The sequence below is a fragment of the Pseudomonas sp. LBUM1649 genome, from assembly GCF_059716155.1.
In genome coordinates this window covers 5,955,373-5,974,503 of record NZ_CP166807.1, presented here as the reverse complement: position 1 = coordinate 5,974,503, position 19,131 = coordinate 5,955,373, and the positions used below count along the sequence as shown (strand labels likewise).

At 61.7% G+C, this 19,131-nt stretch carries 14 protein-coding genes and 1 pseudogene; 9 read left to right on the top strand and 6 right to left on the bottom strand.

The genetic code is table 11. The features are described 5' to 3' along the window. Positions 1–52: 52 nt before the first annotated feature. Positions 53–1,450, top strand: coding sequence for an MFS transporter (locus tag ACA058_RS27690; protein ID WP_497636780.1), 1,398 nt, complete (start codon positions 53–55; stop codon positions 1,448–1,450). 9 nt (positions 1,451–1,459) lie between these two features. Continuing rightward, on the top strand, positions 1,460–1,981 hold the full coding sequence (locus ACA058_RS27685; protein ID WP_020799826.1) for a single-stranded DNA-binding protein: 522 nt from the start codon (positions 1,460–1,462) through the stop codon (positions 1,979–1,981). A gap of 74 nt (positions 1,982–2,055) precedes the next feature. On the opposite strand, the gene ACA058_RS27680 is transcribed toward ACA058_RS27685, so the two are convergent. Further along, positions 2,056–2,610, bottom strand: coding sequence for a cysteine hydrolase family protein (locus ACA058_RS27680; RefSeq protein ID WP_497636779.1), 555 nt, complete (start codon positions 2,608–2,610; stop codon positions 2,056–2,058). Between the two features lie 102 nt (positions 2,611–2,712). On the opposite strand from ACA058_RS27680, the gene ACA058_RS27675 reads away from it, so the two are divergent. From ACA058_RS27675 to ACA058_RS27665, 3 genes are all read left to right on the top strand, one after another. Next, positions 2,713–3,705, top strand: coding sequence for a GlxA family transcriptional regulator (locus tag ACA058_RS27675; protein WP_497636778.1), 993 nt, complete (start codon positions 2,713–2,715; stop codon positions 3,703–3,705). 213 nt (positions 3,706–3,918) lie between these two features. Next, positions 3,919–5,028, top strand: a complete 1,110-nt coding sequence (locus ACA058_RS27670) for a DUF3182 family protein (protein ID WP_497636777.1) — start codon at positions 3,919–3,921, stop codon at positions 5,026–5,028. After that, positions 5,018–5,776, top strand: a complete 759-nt coding sequence (locus ACA058_RS27665) for an alpha/beta hydrolase family protein (RefSeq protein ID WP_497636776.1) — start codon at positions 5,018–5,020, stop codon at positions 5,774–5,776. Before ACA058_RS27670 ends, ACA058_RS27665 begins: the two co-directional genes overlap by 11 nt. Before the next feature lie 137 nt (positions 5,777–5,913). Here the strand turns inward: ACA058_RS27665 and ACA058_RS27660 are convergent, their stop codons facing one another. The 4 genes from ACA058_RS27660 to ACA058_RS27645 are packed head-to-tail and all read right to left on the bottom strand — an operon-like array spanning position 5,914 to position 9,896. After that, the gene (locus ACA058_RS27660) at positions 5,914–6,900 is read right to left on the bottom strand and encodes a lysylphosphatidylglycerol synthase domain-containing protein (protein ID WP_497636775.1); all 987 of its coding nucleotides are present in this window, start codon (positions 6,898–6,900) and stop codon (positions 5,914–5,916) included. Beyond that, on the bottom strand, positions 6,887–8,179 hold the full coding sequence (gene clsB, locus ACA058_RS27655) for a cardiolipin synthase ClsB (protein ID WP_497636774.1): 1,293 nt from the start codon (positions 8,177–8,179) through the stop codon (positions 6,887–6,889). Before clsB ends, ACA058_RS27660 begins: the two co-directional genes overlap by 14 nt. Next, positions 8,176–8,973 carry an endonuclease/exonuclease/phosphatase family protein gene (locus ACA058_RS27650; RefSeq protein WP_497636773.1) on the bottom strand — a complete coding sequence of 266 codons (798 nt, stop codon included), beginning with the start codon at positions 8,971–8,973 and terminating at the stop codon, positions 8,176–8,178. The genes clsB and ACA058_RS27650 overlap by 4 nt, the downstream gene beginning before the upstream one ends. Further along, the gene (locus ACA058_RS27645; protein ID WP_497636772.1) at positions 8,970–9,896 is read right to left on the bottom strand and encodes a DUF72 domain-containing protein; all 927 of its coding nucleotides are present in this window, start codon (positions 9,894–9,896) and stop codon (positions 8,970–8,972) included. Before ACA058_RS27645 ends, ACA058_RS27650 begins: the two co-directional genes overlap by 4 nt. A gap of 301 nt (positions 9,897–10,197) precedes the next feature. Here ACA058_RS27645 and ACA058_RS27640 point away from each other — a divergent pair, with 301 nt between their 5' ends. Both ACA058_RS27640 and ACA058_RS27635 read left to right on the top strand, forming a co-directional pair. Beyond that, positions 10,198–10,395, top strand: coding sequence for a hypothetical protein (locus ACA058_RS27640; RefSeq protein ID WP_497636771.1), 198 nt, complete (start codon positions 10,198–10,200; stop codon positions 10,393–10,395). Beyond that, positions 10,392–12,521, top strand: coding sequence for a mechanosensitive ion channel family protein (locus ACA058_RS27635; RefSeq protein WP_497636770.1), 2,130 nt, complete (start codon positions 10,392–10,394; stop codon positions 12,519–12,521). The genes ACA058_RS27640 and ACA058_RS27635 overlap by 4 nt, the downstream gene beginning before the upstream one ends. A 159-nt stretch (positions 12,522–12,680) precedes the next feature. Here the strand turns inward: ACA058_RS27635 and ACA058_RS27630 are convergent. Further along, positions 12,681–16,984: pseudogene (locus ACA058_RS27630) on the bottom strand (Lhr family helicase). 306 nt (positions 16,985–17,290) lie between these two features. Here ACA058_RS27630 and ACA058_RS27625 point away from each other — a divergent pair. Both ACA058_RS27625 and pgnE read left to right on the top strand, forming a co-directional pair. Next, positions 17,291–18,175 (top strand): sugar nucleotide-binding protein, encoded by an 885-nt coding sequence (locus ACA058_RS27625; RefSeq protein ID WP_497636769.1) that lies wholly within the window; start codon positions 17,291–17,293, stop codon positions 18,173–18,175. Continuing rightward, on the top strand, positions 18,168–19,097 hold the full coding sequence (gene pgnE, locus ACA058_RS27620; RefSeq protein WP_497636768.1) for a UDP-N-acetylglucosamine epimerase PgnE: 930 nt from the start codon (positions 18,168–18,170) through the stop codon (positions 19,095–19,097). The genes ACA058_RS27625 and pgnE overlap by 8 nt, the downstream gene beginning before the upstream one ends. Positions 19,098–19,131 lie beyond the last annotated feature (34 nt).

Sequence of the window (19,131 nt, the reverse complement as noted above, 5' to 3'; positions counted from 1 at the left end):
TGCCAATCGATGGGACTGGTAGAATCGCCGCCGGTTCACATGAGGTTTTTCCATGCACGATCCCCACAGCGAGCGCATGAGTGGCAGCGAGACCCGCGCGGCAAGCGGTCTGGCCCTGGTGTTCGCCTTCCGTATGCTTGGCATGTTCATGGTGTTGCCGGTTCTGGCGACCTATGGCATGGACCTGGCGGGAGCGACCCCGGCCCTCATCGGGCTGGCGATTGGCGCTTACGGCCTGACCCAGGCGATTTTCCAGATTCCCTTCGGCTTCATTTCCGACCGCATCGGCCGCCGTCCGGTGATTTACCTGGGGCTGATCGTCTTCGCCCTCGGCAGCGTCCTGGCGGCCAACGCCGACTCTATCTGGGGCGTGATCGCCGGGCGCATCCTGCAAGGTGCCGGGGCGATTTCCGCGGCAGTGATGGCGTTGCTGTCAGACCTGACCCGCGAACAGCACAGGACCAAAGCCATGGCCATGATCGGCATGACGATCGGTCTGTCGTTTGCGGTCGCCATGGTAGTAGGGCCGTTGCTGACCCGTGCTTTCGGCCTGTCCGGGTTGTTCCTTGCCACCGGTGGCATGGCGCTGTTCGGCATTGTCATTGTGATGTTCATGGTGCCGCGCTCCACGGGGCCGTTGCAGCACCGTGAATCCGGCGTCGCCCGCCAGGCGCTGATACCGACGCTCAAGCACCCGGACCTGCTGCGCCTGGATCTTGGTATCTTTGTGTTGCACGCGATACTGATGTCGAGTTTCGTTGCCTTGCCGCTGGCGCTGGTCGAAAAAGCCGGGCTGCCCAAGGAGCAGCATTGGTGGGTGTACCTGACCGCGCTGCTGATTTCCTTCTTCGCCATGATCCCGTTCATCATCTACGGCGAGAAGAGACGCAAAATGAAACGAGTTTTACTCGGCGCCGTCGTGACGCTGATGCTCACTGAGCTATTCTTCTGGCAGTTCGGCGACAGCTTGCGGGCTCTGGTGATGGGTACCGTGGTGTTTTTCACGGCCTTCAATCTGCTGGAAGCTTCGTTGCCGTCGCTGATCAGCAAGGTTTCACCGGCGGGCGGCAAGGGTACGGCGATGGGGGTCTACTCCACCAGTCAGTTCCTCGGCTCGGCACTGGGCGGGATACTGGGTGGCTGGCTGTTCCAGCATGGCGGTCTGTCGGTTGTGTTCCTTGGATGCGCCGGTCTGGCTGCCCTCTGGCTGGCCTTTGCTGTTACCATGCGAGAACCTCCCTACGTGACAAGCCTGCGCTTGCCATTGTCGCCCGAGGCGATCCGCGAAGCGGGGCTGGTCGAGCGCCTGAAGGCCGTCGTAGGGGTAACAGATGCAGTGATAGTCGCAGACGAAGCGGCGATTTACATCAAATTGGACACCGAACTATTGGATCGCACCACCCTTGAAAGCCTGGTGAACAACCCGGCCGGGGCAGCGTGCGTAGCCTAGGAGAACGTAATGGCCCGTGGGGTTAACAAAGTCATATTGGTCGGCACTTGCGGCCAGGATCCTGAAGTTCGTTACCTGCCGAACGGCAACGCCGTGACCAACCTGAGTCTGGCAACCAGCGAACAGTGGACCGACAAGCAAACCGGTCAGAAAGTCGAAAAAACCGAATGGCACCGTGTGTCGATGTTCGGCAAGGTCGCAGAAATCGCCGGCGAATACCTGCGTAAAGGTTCGCAGGTCTACATCGAAGGCAAGCTGCAGACCCGCGAGTGGGAAAAAGACGGTATCAAGCGTTACACCACCGAAATCGTGGTCGACATGCAAGGCACCATGCAACTGCTGGGCGGTCGTCCACAACAGGGTGACCAACAAGGCCAGGGCGGTGGTAACAACTACCAGCAATCCGCTCCGCGCCAGCAGGCTCCGCGTCCACAGCAGTCGGCACCGCAACAGTCGCGCCCGGCTCCTCAGCAGGCCGCGCCGCAGCCAGCTCCGGACTTCGACAGCTTCGATGACGATATTCCGTTCTAGACAATAGCTTCGATCGAATCAAAGCCCGGCACTCTTCTCAGGATGCCGGGCTTTTTGTTGTCCGGGTTTTGTGGTTAGCGACTGGCAGCCAGGAACTCGTCGGTGGACACCACGTTGGCGTAGGCAAATCCCAGGGCCGACATGAATGCCGCATGAACGTGAGCCGCCGGGACGGTGAGGCCGTTGAATTCCAGGTCACGGGAGGCACAGGCATCGTGGATCACCGTGACGCTGTAGCCGAGGTCGTTGGCGGCGCGGGTGATGCCATCGACACACATGTGACTCATGCTGCCCACCACCACCAGCTCCTTGATGCCTTGCTCGTCGAGAATCGACTGCAGTTCGGTTTCGCGGAACGAGTTGACGAAGTGCTTGAGCACCACCGGCTCATTGCCCTGGTTGAGGACTTTAGGGTGCAGCTTCGCGCCGTCGGAACCCGGGGTGAAAAACGGTGCTTCTTCGGAGGTGAATTCGTGGCGGATGTGCACCACCGAATCACCGGCGTCACGAAAGGCTTTGAGCAGACGGACGGCGTTGTCCGCAGCGGCATCGGCGCCGGCCAGCGGCCACTTGCCTTGGGGGAAGTAGTCTTTTTGGATATCGACTACGATGAGTGCTTGCTTGGCCATGACAGTTTCCTCGAAGTGCGGTTTGGGTGTGGAATGAAGTATTGGCCCTGGCAGACCGTCCGGGGATTGGCCGCACCGACAATAGAAGGGGGAAAACTGACAATGGACGCACAAAGGGCAATCGCCGAGCTGGGGGTGTTGATCTATCCCGGCGCGCAGATGGCGGCGGTGCATGGGTTGACGGACCTGTTCGGGGTGGCCAACCGGATCGCCGCCGAGCATCAAGAGGCGCGCTTGCCATTGCTGCGGGTCAGTCATTGGCAGGTCGATGACGAGCAGGCGCCTACTCGTGTCTATGACAGCCATCCCGCTACGGACGGTGCATTGGTGGCGGTATTGATTCCACCGTCGATTGCCGGGTTCACCGAAGGCCAGGCGCCGCAGACGCTGCTGCGCTGGCTTCACCAACAACATGCCAACGGCGCGACCCTCGGTGGTGTCTGCGTGGGTTCGCTGCTATTGGCTGAAAGTGGACTGCTCGACGGTCGCAGCGCCACCACCCACTGGACTTCCGCAAAAACTTTCGCCGAGCGCTACCCGGCGATCAAGCTCAAGGCCGATACGCCCATCGTCGATGACGGCGACCTGATTACCACTGCCGGCCTGATGGCGTGGTCTGAATTGGGTCTGCGCCTGGTGGATCGTCTGTTGGGCCCGAGCATTGCCACTGGCACTGCGCGTTTTCTGGTGGTGGAACACAGCGACAGCGCCAGTGAGTGCGGCAGCAACTTCGCCCCGATTCTCAACCATGGCGATGCCGCGATTCTCAAGGTTCAACACTGGCTGCAAAGCACCGGGGCCACCAATGTCTCGCTGACGGCGATGGCGGAGCGGGCAGGGCTGGAAGAGCGGACGTTCCTGCGCCGATTCCGTGCGGCAACCGGACTCAAGCCCACGGAGTACTGCCAGCACCTGCGAGTCGGCAAGGCCCGGGAAATGCTCGAATTCACCAATGGCACCATCGATCACATCGCCTGGACCGTGGGATATCAGGATCCGGGGGCGTTTCGTTCGACATTCAAGAAGATTACCGGGCTGGCGCCGAGTGATTATCGGGCGCGGTTTGGGGTGATGCCGAGTGCAGTAACCCGATAGAAGCAACACCACAAATCCCCTGTGGGAGTGCCAACAGCCTTGAGTCGTGCAAAATGCCAGAGTCTTGATGCACGTCGTGCAGAATAAAGCAGGCGCGTGCTACTACCCTTTGTGCAATAGGCTGATTTGCAGAGCGTTTTTCTCAAGAAGCGCTTGGCCTGAACTCTGCACCCCATCAGCTACATTCATTTAGCGACAACTGAAGGGGGACGCATGACCCCAACAACCCGCAAGAAACTGGTAGTCGCCCACTCGGTGCGCCCCGATGCGCCGCAGCACGAAGTTGAAACCAATCGCGCCCTGGCCCGTTGGCTGGCGCAAATCCTCGGACTCAAATTCGGCGGCAGCTTCGACCCGCAGACGCATAGTGGTCGTGACATCTATCTTTTGCCGACCCAGACACTGGTGGGTGCCGCTGCCGCTCGCCAGTTAGGCGTCAGGGGCCCAGAGGATTTGTGGGGCGGTTACGTCGAGTACGATTTCATCTGCACCAAAGCCATCAGCCATGGTTTGTTGAACAGGCATGCCCATGCACCGCAAGGTTGGGCGCCGATGTTTTCCGAGCGGGTGCGCACGGTGGTGCTCGACGGTCTCAGTGTTTTCTCCTTCGACGATGCGCGGCCGGCGGCGGAGCATCTGCTCTACAGCGGTCCGATCCGCATCAAGCCGATTCATGCCTGCGCGGGGCGCGGTCAGGAAGTCATCAATAGCCTCGACCAGTTTGATGAAATCCTCGCCCGTCCTGAAGCGAAAGCGCTGTTCAGTGAAGGCGTGGTGCTGGAGCAGGACCTGGACCAGGTGGTTACCCACAGCGTCGGACAGAGTTTCATAGGCGAAAAGGTGCTGAGTTACTGCGGTGATCAATACTTGACCAAAGACGCTCACGGCGAAGAGGTCTATGGTGGTTCCAATCTGCTGGTGGTGCAGGGTGGCTATGACGATCTGCTGACGCTGGACTTGCCTGATGATGTGCGACTGGCAATCAGGCAGGCCCAGGTGTTCGACGGCGCCGCCGATGAAGCCTATCCCGGTTTCTACGCCTCACGGCGCAATTACGACATCGCCCAGGGTGTCGCCAGCGACGGCCAGCAACGCAGCGGCGTGCTTGAGCAATCCTGGCGCATGGGCGGGGCCAGCAGCGCGGAAGTGGCCGCCTTGCAGAGTTTCGTTAACGATCCGGGGATGCGGGCGATTCGCGTGTCTTCGGTAGAAACCTATAGCGATCAGCCGCTGCCGGCTGACGCCATCGAGGTGTACCGCGGGCCGGCAGAAAACAGTGATTTCCTCCTCAAGTACGTAACGGTCAAATCCTATGACGGCTAGAAGCGAAAGCATTCAAATCGACATCGACGACGAACAGATGAGCGGGACTTTTCTCAGCCCCAAATCGAAAGTCCCCGGCGTATTGTTCGTGCACGGCTGGGGCGGCAGCCAGGAGCGCGACCTGGAACGGGCGAAAGGCATCGCCGGATTGGGTTGTGTGTGCCTGACCTTCGACCTGCGCGGGCACACTGGTGGAACGGGTATTCCGCTGACCCGCGTAACCCGTGAAGACAATCTGCGTGACCTGCTGGCGGCCTACGACCGCTTGCTTGCGCACCCGGCGCTGGATACCTCGGCGATTGCCGTGGTCGGCACCAGCTACGGCGGGTACCTGGCCTCGATCCTCACCTCGCTACGGCCGGTGCGCTGGCTGGCCCTGCGGGTGCCGGCGCTTTACCGCGACGATCAATGGCACACGCCCAAGCGCGATCTGGACAAGCTCGATCTGCGCGATTACCGCAGCACGCTGGTGCGCGCCGATGGTAATCGGGCGCTGCATGCCTGCTCTGAATTTACCGGGGACGTGCTGTTGGTGGAGTCGCAAACCGATGAGTACGTACCCCACGCGACCATCATGAGTTATCGCGCGGCGTGTCAGCAGACCCACTCGCTGACGCATCGGATTATCGACGGTGCCGATCATGCGCTGAGCGATCCCGTTTCACAGCAAGCCTACACCTCGATCCTGGTGGACTGGATCACGGAAATGGTGGTGGGTGAGCGGTTGAGCATTATTCAGGCCAAATGATTTGCGGTGTTCTGACGAATGCCATCGCGGGCAAGCCCGCTCCCACAGGGTTTGGCGGTGAACACAAATAATGTGAACACCAGCAATCACTGTGGGAGCGGGCTTGCCCGCGATGGCGTCAGATCAGTCACTAGTAATCACTTGGGTTTCTTCGCAATTCGCAGCGACTTGGCCTTGGCCTCCACCAGCAGATACATCACCAGCGTGATCAACAACGGCAACAGGAAATAAATCGCCCGATAAGCCAGCAACCCCGCCACCAGACTGCCCCGCGATGCCTCGTGTTGCAGCAGTGCCACGAACACCGCTTCCAGCACACCGAGCCCGGCCGGGATGTGGGTGATGACCCCGGCGATGGCGCTGATCAGCAACACGCCTAGCACCAGCGGATAGTCCAGTTTGCTCGGCAATAGGGTGAAAATTACCGCGGCCATCAACGACCAGTTCAGCGCCCCGAGGGCCAGTTGCAGGATCGCCATGCGCAGTGACGGCAAGTTGATTTCGACCCCGCGAATCGCCCATTCCCGACGCTTGGAAAACTGGCACGCCGCTAGATAGCCCGCGCTCACCAACAACAGCAATACGCCCACCGCTTGTAGCGCGCCGCTGCTCAGTTTCCAGCCTGGCGGCATGCGCACCAGCCCGCTGCTGAAAACCGCGCCTGCAATCACCATGTAGCCGAACCAGTTGGTCGCCAGGCTCAGGCCGAGGATTTTCGCAATGTTGGCTTTGCTCACCCCGAGCCGCGAATACAGCCGATAACGCATGGCAACGCCACCGACCCAGGCGCTCAGATTGAGGTTGAAGGCGTAGCTGATGATGCCCACCGGCAGGATCTGTTTCCACGTCAGGTCCTGGCGGATGTAGGTGCGGCCAATCAGGTCGAAACAGGCGTAGACCAGGAAGCTCACCAGGGTCAGTCCGGCCGCGATGATCAAGGTGCGTACCTTGAAATCGGCCAGGGTGTCGAACACTTCGTTCCATTCGATGCGCTGGGCAAACATCGTCAAGAGGACGATCAACGCCAGGAAAAACAGCATCGTCAGCGGTCTTTTCCAACGGCTCCAGCGCGACTTCGCCGGGTGCTCTGCGTGGGACGCCGCGTGTGCTTCAGTGCGGCTCATGTTGATCGCTCCCGGTCGGTGGGGTGAACGCTTTCAGGCGTGGTTTATGCGCTGGCAACCAACCGGCCCATGCCGGGAAATGGCGCAGGAAGTGGAACACCAGAAAGCCCACGGTCATGTGCCAGATTCGCCCGCGGGGGGCTTTGTCCACCGACATGGCCTTGCAATGGTTATCGCTGAGTTCTTCGAGCCGTTCGAACAGGTCACGGTTGAACGCACGGTCACGGATCAACACGTTGGCCTCCAGGTTCATCGACAGGCTCAACGGGTCAAGGTTGCTGGAGCCAACAGTGCTCCAGTCTTCGTCCACTAGCGCGACTTTGCCGTGCAATGGCCGGTCGCAGTACTCGTAGATTTTCACCCCGGCCTTGAGCAGGTAATCGTAAGTCATGCGCGCCGCCAGTTTGGCCACCAGCATGTCCGGCTGACCCTGCAGGATCAGGCGCACTTCAACGCCGCGGCGCGCGGCGTTGCGGATCTCGCGCAGCAACCTGTAGCCTGGAAAAAAGTAGGCGTTGGCAATGACCACGCGCCGCTGCGCGGTGCGCAGCACCAGGCGGTAAACCTCTTCGATGTCGGTCGCGTGCTCGGCGTTATCGCGGTACACCAGCCGCACCTGGCCGTCGTGATCAGAAACGGCGAGTTCCGAACGCCGTTGCCGACGCCGTTGCCACCAGTATTTGGCTCGGGCCGGGCGACCGCATTGCAGCAGGGCAAAGTGATGAATGTCGGCCACCGCCGGTCCTTGCACCTCAACCGAGTAATCCTGCTTGGCCTCGGGGCCGAAGTCGGCCAGATGATCGGCGGAGAAGTTGATCCCGCCAATGAAGGCAATCGTACCGTCCACCACCACGATTTTGCGGTGCAGGCGTCGGAACCAGTTGGTGCGGATGCCCAGGCGCTTCGGGGCCGGGTCGAACAGCTGTAAATGCACCCCGGCACCGCTTAGGGCGCTGAGGTAGTCGGCACTCAGTTCGCCGCAGCCAAACCCGTCGAAACTGGCGGTGACGCGAACGCCACGCTGGGCCGCGTCGATGAGCACAGTTTTCAATTCTTCGCCGACCTTATCCTCGAACACAATGAAGGTTTCCAGGAGGATTTCAGTTTTGGCCTGGCGCATGGCTTCGAACACCCGGGGGAAATAGGCTTCGCCGTTTTCCAGCATTTCGACCCGATTATTGCCATGCCAGCCGTACTCGACGTCGACCGCCGTCGGCGCGCTCATGGGCGGCGCGGCCATCGTTTTCACCGTGGTTTTTTCCATCGACGGGATGCTCATAACTCGATCTCCACCGACAACGGTGCGTGATCCGAAAGGTGCGACCAGGGACGGCTCGCCAGTACCTGCGGATGGCTGGCCTTGAGGTTGCGTACGTAGATGCGGTCCAGGCGCAGTGCCGGCAATCGCGCGGGGAAACTGCGCGCTGGCTTGCCGTGGTGCTCGGCGAACACTTCGCGCAAACCGCAGGGCTTGAGCAGGGCATCGGCGCGTTGGCGCCAGTCGTTGAAATCACCGGCCACGATCACCGGCGCGTCGCCTGGCAACGACTCAAGACGGCGACGCAGTAACTGGAGCTGTTCATTGCGATGGGTTTCGCGCAAGCCGAGATGGACGCAAATGGCATGCACCTCCGGGCCTTCACCTGGCAGGCGCAGCACGCAATGCAAGATGCCGCGGTTCTCGTGGCCGCTGATGGACACGTCGAGGTTGTCGTGCCGAACGATCTGGAATTTCGACAGCAAGGCGTTGCCGTGATCGCCTGCCGGATAGACCGAGTTGCGGCCGTAGGCAAACTGCGGCCAGAGGGAATCCGCGAGGAATTCATACTGGGGCATCGCCGGCCAATTGTCATAACGCTTGTGGTGATGTTCGTGGGTGCCGTGTACTTCCTGCAGAAACACCACGTCGGCGGACACACTGCGCACCGCTTCGCGCAGTTCAGGCAGGATGAAGCGCCGGTTCAACGCAGTGAAACCCTTGTGGGTGTTGACCGTCAGTATGGTGAAACGGTGCACCGTGCTATCGATGGTCGCCTGTTCGTCGGTGGCGCCAACCGGCTCGGAAATGCTCATGCCAGCACTCCTTCGGCAGCCTGCTCACCGGGGGCGGTGAGCAGGTCTTTGTCGAGGTCGAAGCGTTCCAGCAAACGCCGCGCATCGAAGGGTGCGCGGACCTTGATGTCGTTATCGAAGTAGCAGAACACTTCTCGGGACTTGCGCACCCTGGGTTTCAGGCGCGGCGCGATCAGATGGGGATCAGCCGGTTGCCGCCCATGATGCCAGGCCTCGATCCGGTCACCCCAACGGTTCAATGCCTGAGGGGTGTAGCCGCTGGCGTAAAGTTCTTCGGCACCGTGCAGACGCAAGTACACGAAGTCGCTGGTAAGGTCTTCGCGATACGGCCATTTACCGGCGGTGTCGGCGATGACCAACGCCGTGTTGTAGCGTTTGAGCAGGCGGACAAATGCCGGATCGATGAAGCTCTCGTTGCGGATTTCCACGGCATGGCGCAAGGGCTTTTTCTTGCTCGCCTTGAGGCTGGCGTGGCCGTTCACGTGCGAATCGTGCTGGCGGGCGAGGGCGGCGGCCTGTTGGGTGTCGTGGGGCAATTGCTCGAGGAAGGTCTCGAACAGTTCGGCATCGAATTTGAAGTTGGGCGGAAACTGCCAGAGGATCGGGCCGAGTTTTTCCTTGAGTTCCAGAACCCCCGAGGCGAAGAAATTCGCCAAGGGTTTGTGGATGTCACGCAGACGCTTGATATGGGTGATGAAGCGTGGGGCTTTGACGCTGAACACGAACTGCGCCGGGGTTTCGATATACCACTGGGCGTAGCGTTCGGGCCGTTGCAGGGCGTAGAACGATCCATTGATCTCGATACTGTTGACCGCCCGTGAGGCGAATTGCAATTCGCGTTTCTGGGCCAGCCCCTTCGGGTAGAAATCCCCCCGCCAGGGCATGTAGCGCCAACCTGAAATGCCGATGTGAATCGCCGCCATGTCGCCTCCCGTCTGACTGCCCCCTGATCTTTTGATGACTGCCAGACAGTGACGAAAGTTTCGGCGGGACTACGGACGGTATTTCTCAAACCACCACATCGCCCATGTGTGAGCGAGCCTGCTCGCGAAGGCGTTCTTTCAGTCTCATCCATGTCGGATGTGCTGCCGTCTTCGCGAGCAGGCTCGCTCCCACTGGGTTGATCAGTGACCCGTGATCACGTGTGCAGAGCCCTCAGCCGGCTCTGCATACACCGGCCACGGCGATCCAGACGACTGCGCCACGCAGTCAATGGCAACGAACATGATCGCGATCGCGCTGGCGGCTTTTTCCTTGGGCACTAGACTCGGGGGGTTAGATTGTGCGGAAAAATACAGGGATGAGCATTTGATATTTGTCTTGAGCGCAAAGATTACCGGGCATTTGCCGGTCAGCACCGAACTGGTCCGGCATTTCTCGATCAGTTCCTTACAGTCCTATCCAAAGGAGCGGATGCCTTGATCAGGCTCGAGACGGCGATATTACTGGGGGCGCTGTTGTTCCTCGGCAGCGAGGAACTTCAGGCAGCGGCGATACCGGGGGGGCCAGCAGCGGCCACCGCCGCCACACCGCCGGCACACCCTCAACCCTTGGTACAGGGCGGGTTGCTGGGCGCCATCAGTTCGAGCATCGATGACATCCAGGACAAGCTCAATTTCAACAAGGACCTGCTCGACGCCTGGCGTCTGCGCGCTGACCGTGCGGCCGATGAGGTGGATCAACTGGTCAATCGTCCATCGGCCCGTTCGAGCTGGAGCGTGGCGGGAGATTTCCTGCTGCTGACTGCGGTGTGGGCAGGTGTCTTCGGCCTGCTCTGGATGTTTGGCAAGTTTATGACCGAGCGCCTGTGCCGCCATCGCTTGCTGCTGAGTCGAGAGCGTGGGCAGGCGTTGCTTGGCTATGTATTGCCCTACAGCATTCCTGCGGTGATCAGCCTGCCGTTGACGATTTATGCCAGCCAGTTTTTGCCCGTGTCGGCTGGTCGGGCGCTGGCGTTGTGTTTTGCCTATGCCACCAGCAGTGGCGTGTTCGCTGCATCGTTAGTGATGTCCCTGGTGGTGCTGTTCAATGTCGGGCACAAACGCCGGGCGGTGCAGATCATTCGCCATGACAGCCCACGGCCGCTGTTCGCGATCGGCTTCCTGGTCGCCCTGAGCGACGCCTTGACCAGCCCGCAGATCGCGCATCAATTGGGTAACAATCTCACCAGCAGCATCGCCGTGTTTACCGGACTGGCGGCCTCGATTTCCTTTGGTTTGCTGGTGATCCGCATGCGCCGTCCGGTCGCCCATGTGATCCGCATCCTGCCGCTGGCCCAGCGGCGGGCGCAGCCAGCCGTGCGCGAAACCCTGCGGATTTTTTCCGGGCTCTGGTACTGGCCGATTCTGTTGATGGTGCTGGTGTCTATCATCAACCTGATCGGCATTGGCGATGACAACCAGCAAGTGCTGCGCAGCGCGCTGTTTACCACGGTGCTGCTGATTGCGACGGTGTTTCTCAGCACCACGCTGCACCACTTGTTCAAGTCCCGCAGCGAGTCCGACGTGCGCCGCAGTGGCGCCTACAAAGAGCGCTTCCTGAGCCTCTCCCACGCGTTGTTGCGTATCGCCATGGCCATCGTGTTCATCGATATCCTCGGACGAATCTGGGGCGTGTCGCTGTTCGATTTTGCGGTCAGCAATGCCGTGGGGCGGGCGATCAGTGACTCTTTGAGCCATATCGGTTTGATCTTCCTGGTGACGTGGATGGTCTGGGTGGTGCTCGACACGGCAATCCAGGAAGCCCTGAAACCACCGGCCAGCAAACGCGGGGCACGTCAGCCGAGTACGCGGGTCAAGACCATCCTGCCGTTGCTGCGCAATGCGATCAAAATCATCCTGGTGGTGATCTGCGCCATCACCACCATGGCCAATCTTGGAATCAATGTTGCGCCGTTCCTGGCCGGTGCCGGGGTCATTGGCCTGGCCATCGGTTTCGGTTCCCAGCAACTGGTGCAGGACGTGATCACCGGGTTGTTCATCATCATCGAAGACACCCTGTCCATCGGCGACTGGGTGGTGCTCGATTCCGGACATGCCGGCACGGTAGAAGGCCTGACCATCCGCACCTTGCGCCTGCGCGACGGCAAAGGGTTCGTGCACTCGGTACCCTTTGGCCAGATCAAGGCCGTGACCAACCAATCGCGGCAATTTGCCTATGCGTTCTTCTCCGTGCAGTTCACCTATGACACTGATGTCGACAAGGCCATCGAACTGATTCGCGAGGCCGGGCATTCGATCAGCGACGACCCGTTCCTCAGGTACAACCTGCAAGGGCCGCTGGATGTGTTCGGCGTCGACAAGATGGACCTCAATGGCGTGGTTTTGACGGCACAATTTCGCACCGTGTCGGGCGGGCAGTATGCGGTGAGCCGGGCATTCAACCAGCGTTTGAAAAAGCTTGTGGATAACAGTCCGTGGGTGCATTTCGCGCAGACTTATCCACAGCAGGTTTTGATGCAGAGACAGGCGGCGGAACCTGTGCATGATGGGGCGGCTGAGCCGGAGCATGCGGCGGTGTTATTGCCGGATCGGCCTCGTCCCCAATAAGTTGTGGGCGGTGCTGGCCCCATCGTCGGAACGCCGCCCGGACCAAGCTCGCTCCCACAGTGATCTCTATTGTTCCTTAGTTCTGTATTCACCGACGAACCCTGTGGGAGCGGGCTTGGTCCGGGCGGCGTTCCGACGATGAGGCCAGCCCAGGCAACACTAATGCCGGATCAACTTGCTGTGCACTTCGGCCATGCCCTGCTCATCCAGCTCCAGCCACAAATACTGCTTGCCCGCGATCTCCGCGGCAGCCGGCAGACCATCGCGATACACCAGTCGATTACTCGCCAGCGCCGGCACTTTCGCACCGGGCAGCAGGGTGCCGGCGAGGTTCAGCGGATCGACCCCGCAGACCGCGATCAAGCTGCCGTCATGGGGCCGGCGCCGGACTTCGCGCAGCAATGGAATCGCCTCAGGCAGCGCGAACTGTTCGCCCGCCAACCCGCTGACAAAGCGCCCGCCACGAATCTCGCCCCGCGCTTCCAGCCGATGGAAGTTACGCAGCAATTCCCGCCAGCTCGGCAGCCAATCGGCCTCACGTTCCAGCAATCGCCAGAACACCACACCGTAGCGGCGCAACAAGGTCATGGCGATGTGTTCCAGGGTGTCAGCGGGTGTTGGCGTCGGTCGCGGGTTATCCACAATCGGCGCGGCAACCCCGCGTCGCAACAGTGCCCAGCGCCCGGCATCGTCCATGCCGCCGACAAAGGCCCCGCGCCCGCGTCGGCTACTACGCTGCTGGCGCTTGCTGGCCGGCGTGATCAGCGCCCGCAGGCCGGCAAAGCTGTCGGCGTTCACCAGCCCGGCACCGACCAGTTCCTGCAGGGCGATTTCCAGTTCCGCGCGCAAAAGGTGGGCTTCGTGAATCAGCTCATCGAAAAACAGCGCGCCGTGCTGGCTGAGAGCGGCGTGAACCTTCTGTGTTTTGGGCGACAGTTCGCTGACCGGCGTCTGCTCGGTCAAGTCGCTCAAGAGACCGACCCGATTGCGTGGCAACAACAGAATCGGCGTGCTGCGTAACGCCATACCGGCGCTTTTATTGCGCGCGGTGAGCCGAGTCCAGACCAGTTTGCCGCTGCGACACGCCTCATCCAGCCATGTCGGCGAATAATCCTTGAGTCGGGCCGGCAAGATGTCGCTGTCCCAGGCCGAAGCGGCGGCGGGGTAGCCTTCGAACTGGCCGATGATTGCCGGTAACACCGCGCTGCCTTGGCCTCGGGTGCCGCTGGACAGATGCTGCCAGTCGAACAGAAACCGCATGAAATCCTGCAATGCCACCGGCTCGATTTCCCGGCGCAGGCGCTTGACCGTATAGCGGTGAATCCGTGCCAGCAGATGCCGTTCGCACCATTCATCTTCAGTGCTGCCTGGAGTGAACCGGCCGCGCAGCACGTAGCCTTCGCGTTCGAGTTGCGCCAGCGCCTGGGTGAATTGAGTCGCCGGCAATTGGAGCGGTTCGGCAATCGCCTTCAGCGGCAATGGACCAAAAGCGCTGAGCCGTGCGCGAATCACTTCAAGCACGGCGTTGTCCGCCTCCCAGATTTCATCGAACCCTGGCAACGCCTCCAGCGCCGGCAACAAAACAGCCTGTGGATAAATTGCCCGCAGGCAGGTCAGTCGTTCCCGCGCCAGCCAAAGTGAATGATTAATGCGGCAGGCACGGCCGCTGTCGGCCAGGATATTCAACCAATCGAGCCAAGAGGCGTTGGCGCTGGCCTCGGCCTCGGTGATGCACGCCAGGCTCATCAACGCCTCGTGCATTTCATCGACACCGCTGGGTGCCGGCCAGGCTTCTTCGCGCACGGCGGCAATCGCCTCGGCGTCCAACGCGCCGAGGTCATCGGTGGATTGTGGGTCGCTCCAGCGCCGATTGATAACGGCTTGTGTGCGGCGCTCTTCCAGCGGCGCATCGTCAAGAAAGGTGTAAGGCCGGGCGCTGAGTATTTCCGCCGCCAGCGGCGAGGGCGCCGGCAGGTCGCGGCTGATCAGGCGGATCTCACCGCGTTCCATGCGCCGCAACAACGCCAGCCAGCCTTCGCTGTCCATGGCTTCGTGCAGGCAATCATCGAGGGTTTGCTCCACCAACGGATGGTCGGGAACTTCCCGTTCGCCCACCAGGTTTTCCACGCAGGCATTCTGATCGGGAAACACACTGGCGATCAGGTCTTCACTTTTCATGCGCTGTATTTGCGGCGCGACCTTGCGTCCGCCGGTATAGCGCGGCAAAGCCAGCGCCACTGCGGCATTCCAGCGCCAGCGCACACCGAACAGCGGCGCGTCGAGCACGGCCTGGATCAGCGTGTGTTGCGCGCTGTTGCTGTGCAGATAGCGCCAGACGTCGTCCAGCTCAAAGCTGTGGCTGGTGGACAGCGACAAGACGATGGCGTCCTCGCTGGCGGCGGCCTGCAATTCGAAATTGAAGGTGCGGCAAAAACGCTTGCGCAGGGCCAGGCCCCAGGCGCGATTGATGCGGCTGCCGAACGGGCTGTGGATGTCAGTTGCGTACCGCCCGATTCATCGAAAAACCGCTCCATCAGTAGTGTGTCTTGGGAGGGCAGGGCGCCGAGGGACTGGCGCGCACGAGCGAGGTATTCGATCAATTGCTCAGCGCTGGCCAGGTTCAGGCCGAGGTTTTCGGTCAGCCAGTCGAGGCTTGGCTGCAAGTTGCCGGGCGTAGCGCCCAGTAGCTCATCGAGACGAGCTTGCAGGCGCGCGACGGCAAACGATAGTTCCGCACTGCGCCCCGGCGCTTCACCGAGCCAGAACGGAATGGTCGGAGGTTGGCCCTTAGCGTCTTCGACCCGGACCTTGCCGGTTTCGACCCGAAGGATCCGGTACGAGGTATTGCCCAACTGGAACACGTCGCCAGCGATGCTTTCCACGGCGAAATCTTCGTTGACGCTGCCGATATTCAGCGCTTGCGGCTCCAGCAACACGCTGTAGTCGGCGTTGTCCGGAATCGTCCCGCCGCTGGTCACGGCCGTCAGTTTGGCGCCCCGGCGACCGCGCAGGGTACGGTTCACGGCGTCGCGGTGCAGATAGGCGCTGCGAATACCCTGACGCCCGTTGTAGCCCTCGGCGAGCATCTGCAGCAGCGCCTGATAGTGTTTTTCGTCGAGCGCGGCGTAGGGCGAAGCCTGCCGGAACAACGCCAGCAACGCGTCCTCTGGCCATTCCTGGCAACTGACTTCGGCGATGATCTGTTGCGCCAGGACGTCCAGCGGCGCCTCGGGGATTTGCAGGGTGTCGAGCTCGCCCCGGCGCACGCAGTCGAGCAGCGCGACGCATTCAATCAGGTCGTCGCGGGTGGTGGCGAACAAGCGGCCCTTGGGTGTGCCGCCGACCTGGTGCCCGGAGCGACCGACCCGTTGCAGAAAGCCGGCAATCGAGCGCGGCGAGGCGATCTGGCACACCAGGTCGACGTCGCCAATGTCGATGCCCAACTCCAGCGACGCCGTGGCGATCAGCACTTGCAGCTCGCCACGCTTGAGCCGCTGTTCGGCGTCCAGGCGAAACTCCTTGGCCAGGCTGCCGTGGTGGGCGGCCACGGCGTCTTTGCCCAGGCGTTCGCTCAGGTGGCGGCTCAGGCGTTCGGCCAGGCGCCGGGTGTTGACGAACACCAGTGTGGTGCGGTGCAAGCGGGCGAGGGCGGCAAGACGGTCGTAGACCAGTTCCCAGACATCGTTGGCCATCACCGCCGACAGCGGCACGGGCGGTACTTCGATGCCCAGGTCACGCGGGCGGGCGTGGCCGATATCGACGATCTCGCAAGGACGGTCGCGGCCCACCAGAAAGCGCGATACCGCCTCAATGGGTTTTTGCGTGGCCGACAGGCCGATGCGCACCAACGGTTTGGCGCACAACGCCTGCAAGCGCTCAAGGCTAAGCGCCAGGTGGCTTCCGCGCTTGCTGGCGGCGATGGCATGGATTTCATCGACGATCACCGTACCGGTGGTGCGGAGCATCTGCCGCCCGGAGTCGGAGCCGAGCAGCACGTAAAGCGATTCCGGGGTGGTGACGAGAATGTGCGGCGCGGTCTTGCGCATCGCCGAGCGGTCTTTTTGCGGTGTATCGCCGGTGCGCACGGCGGTGCTGATCCGCAGCTCGGGCAGGCCCATCACCCGCAACTGTTCGGTGATGCCGGCCAACGGGTCTTGCAGGTTGATCTGGATGTCGTTGGACAGCGCCTTGAGCGGCGAGACGTAGACCACCAGGGTTTCGTCCGGCAGGCCTTCGGCGCTTTCCAGGCCACAGTGGACCAGGTCGTCGATGACGGCGAGGAAGGCGGTGAGGGTCTTTCCCGAACCTGTGGGCGCGGCGATCAGGGTCGAGCGGCGCTGGCGGATCAACGGCCACGCCCGGGCCTGGGCGGCGGTGACCGTCGCGAAAGTATTGCTGAACCAGGCGCTGACGGCGGGGTGGAAGCCGGTCAGGGCACTGTCTGCGGGGATGGGCAGGTTCATGGGGCAATTTATGAGGGTGGGGGGTTGAAGTTGCAAGTACCGCTCAAGACCTTTGCTGGCCTTTAGGGCCTCTTCGCGAGCAGGCTCGCTCCCACATTGGGCCGGTGTACACAATTCCATTGTGGGAGCGAGCCTGCTCGCGAAGAGGCCATTAGCAGCACCACAAATCCCGGACATCTACACTTTACGGATGACGGTTGCGCACTAAACCCGCAAAATGCAACGATTCCGGCAACTATCGACGACATCGCCCGCGGGCGCTGTCGATAAAGCCATCGTTCCAATCAGACTGGGCCTGCTGACTCTATGCGAATGCGCCTTATGTTACTGGGCGGCGGAAATGCCCTTGGGCAAGCGCTGATTCGCCTCGGTGCGGAGGAAGACATCGGTTTCCTCGCCCCCCGCCCACCACAAGACGGCTGGGATGCCGCGAGCCTGACGCAACTGCTCGACGACACCCGCCCGGACGCGTTGATCAACCTTGCCTACTACTTCGACTGGTTCCAGGCGGAGGCGGTCAGCGAACAGCGCCTGGCCGGGCAGGAGCGGGCGATCGAGCGCCTGGCCGAACTGTGCCAGCATCACAACATCGTGCTGGTGCAGCCCTCGAGTTATCGCGTGTTCGACGGCTCCCGGGCGACGGCCTATAGCGAAAAAGACGAGCCAATGCCGCTGGGCCTGCGTGGCCAGGCCTTGTGGCGAATCGAGAAAAGCGTGCGCGCCACCTGCCCGCAACATGTGCTGTTGCGTTTCGGCTGGCTGCTCGATGACAGTCCCGACGGCTCCCTCGGACGTTTCCTCGGCCGCGCCGAGCAACCCCAGGAGCTGCTGCTGGCCGACGACCGCCGAGGTAATCCGACACCGGTGGACGACGCGGCCCGCGTGATCATTTCGGTGCTCAAGCAACTCGATTGTTGCGCGCCGCTGTGGGGCACCTACCACTACGCCGGGCATGAGGCGACCACGCCGCTGGCCTTGGGGCAGGCGATTCTCACCGAAGCACGCGCCCTGCACCCGCTGGCTATCGAAGCGCCGACCGCCCAGGCTCATGCCGCGCGACCGGACGCCGCCGAAGAACCGCAGCACGCGGTACTGGCCTGCAAGAAAATTCTGCACACCTTCGGAATCAAGCCACGCGCCTGGCGTGCGGCCCTTCCGAGTCTTCTGGACAGGTTCTATCGTCATGGCTGATCGCCCCGTTTTGATTACCGGGGGGGCCGGTTTCATCGGCTCCCATCTCACCGACGCCTTGCTCGCCAAGGGCTGTTCGGTACGGATTCTCGATGATCTGTCCTCCGGTAAACGCAGCAACCTGCCGCTGGACAATCCCAGGATCGAGCTGATCGTCGGCGACGTGGCCGATGCCGCCCTGGTAACCCGTGCGATGGCCGGGTGCAGCGCCGTGGTGCACCTGGCGGCAGTGGCGTCGGTACAGGCGTCGGTGGACGATCCGGTGAAGACCCACCAGAGCAACTTCATCGGCTCGCTGAATGTCTGCGAAGCCATGCGCCAGGCGGGCGTCAAGCGCGTGCTGTTCGCCTCCAGTGCCGCGGTGTACGGCAACAATGGCGAAGGCGAGTCGATCGATGAAGACACGCCGAAGGCGCCGTTGACACCCTACGCGTCGGACAAGCTGGCGAGCGAGCAATACTTCGATTTCTACCGGCGCGAGCATGGGCTGGAACCGGTGATTTTTCGCTTCTTCAACATCTTCGGCCCACGCCAGGATCCGTCCTCGCCGTACTCCGGGGTGATCAGCATTTTCAGCGAGCGCGCACAGAAAGGCCTGCCGATCACCGTGTTTGGCGACGGTGAGCAGACGCGGGATTTTCTCTACGTCGAGGATCTGGTCGATTTGCTGGTGCAGGCCATCGAGAAACCACAGGTGGAAGACGGCGCGGTTAACGTCGGCTGGAACCAGGCGACCAGCCTCAAGCAAATGCTTGCAGCCCTTGAGGTCGTCGTTGGCAAGCTGCCACCGGTGAGCTACGGCCCGGCGCGCTCCGGTGACATTCGTCATTCACGGGCCAACAACCAGCGTTTGCTGGAGCGCTTCAAAGCGCCCGAGCCGACGCCGTTGAGCGTCGGGCTGGCGCGGTTGCTGGGACAATAGAAAAAGGCGCCTGTCGAGGCGCCTTTGGTATGCA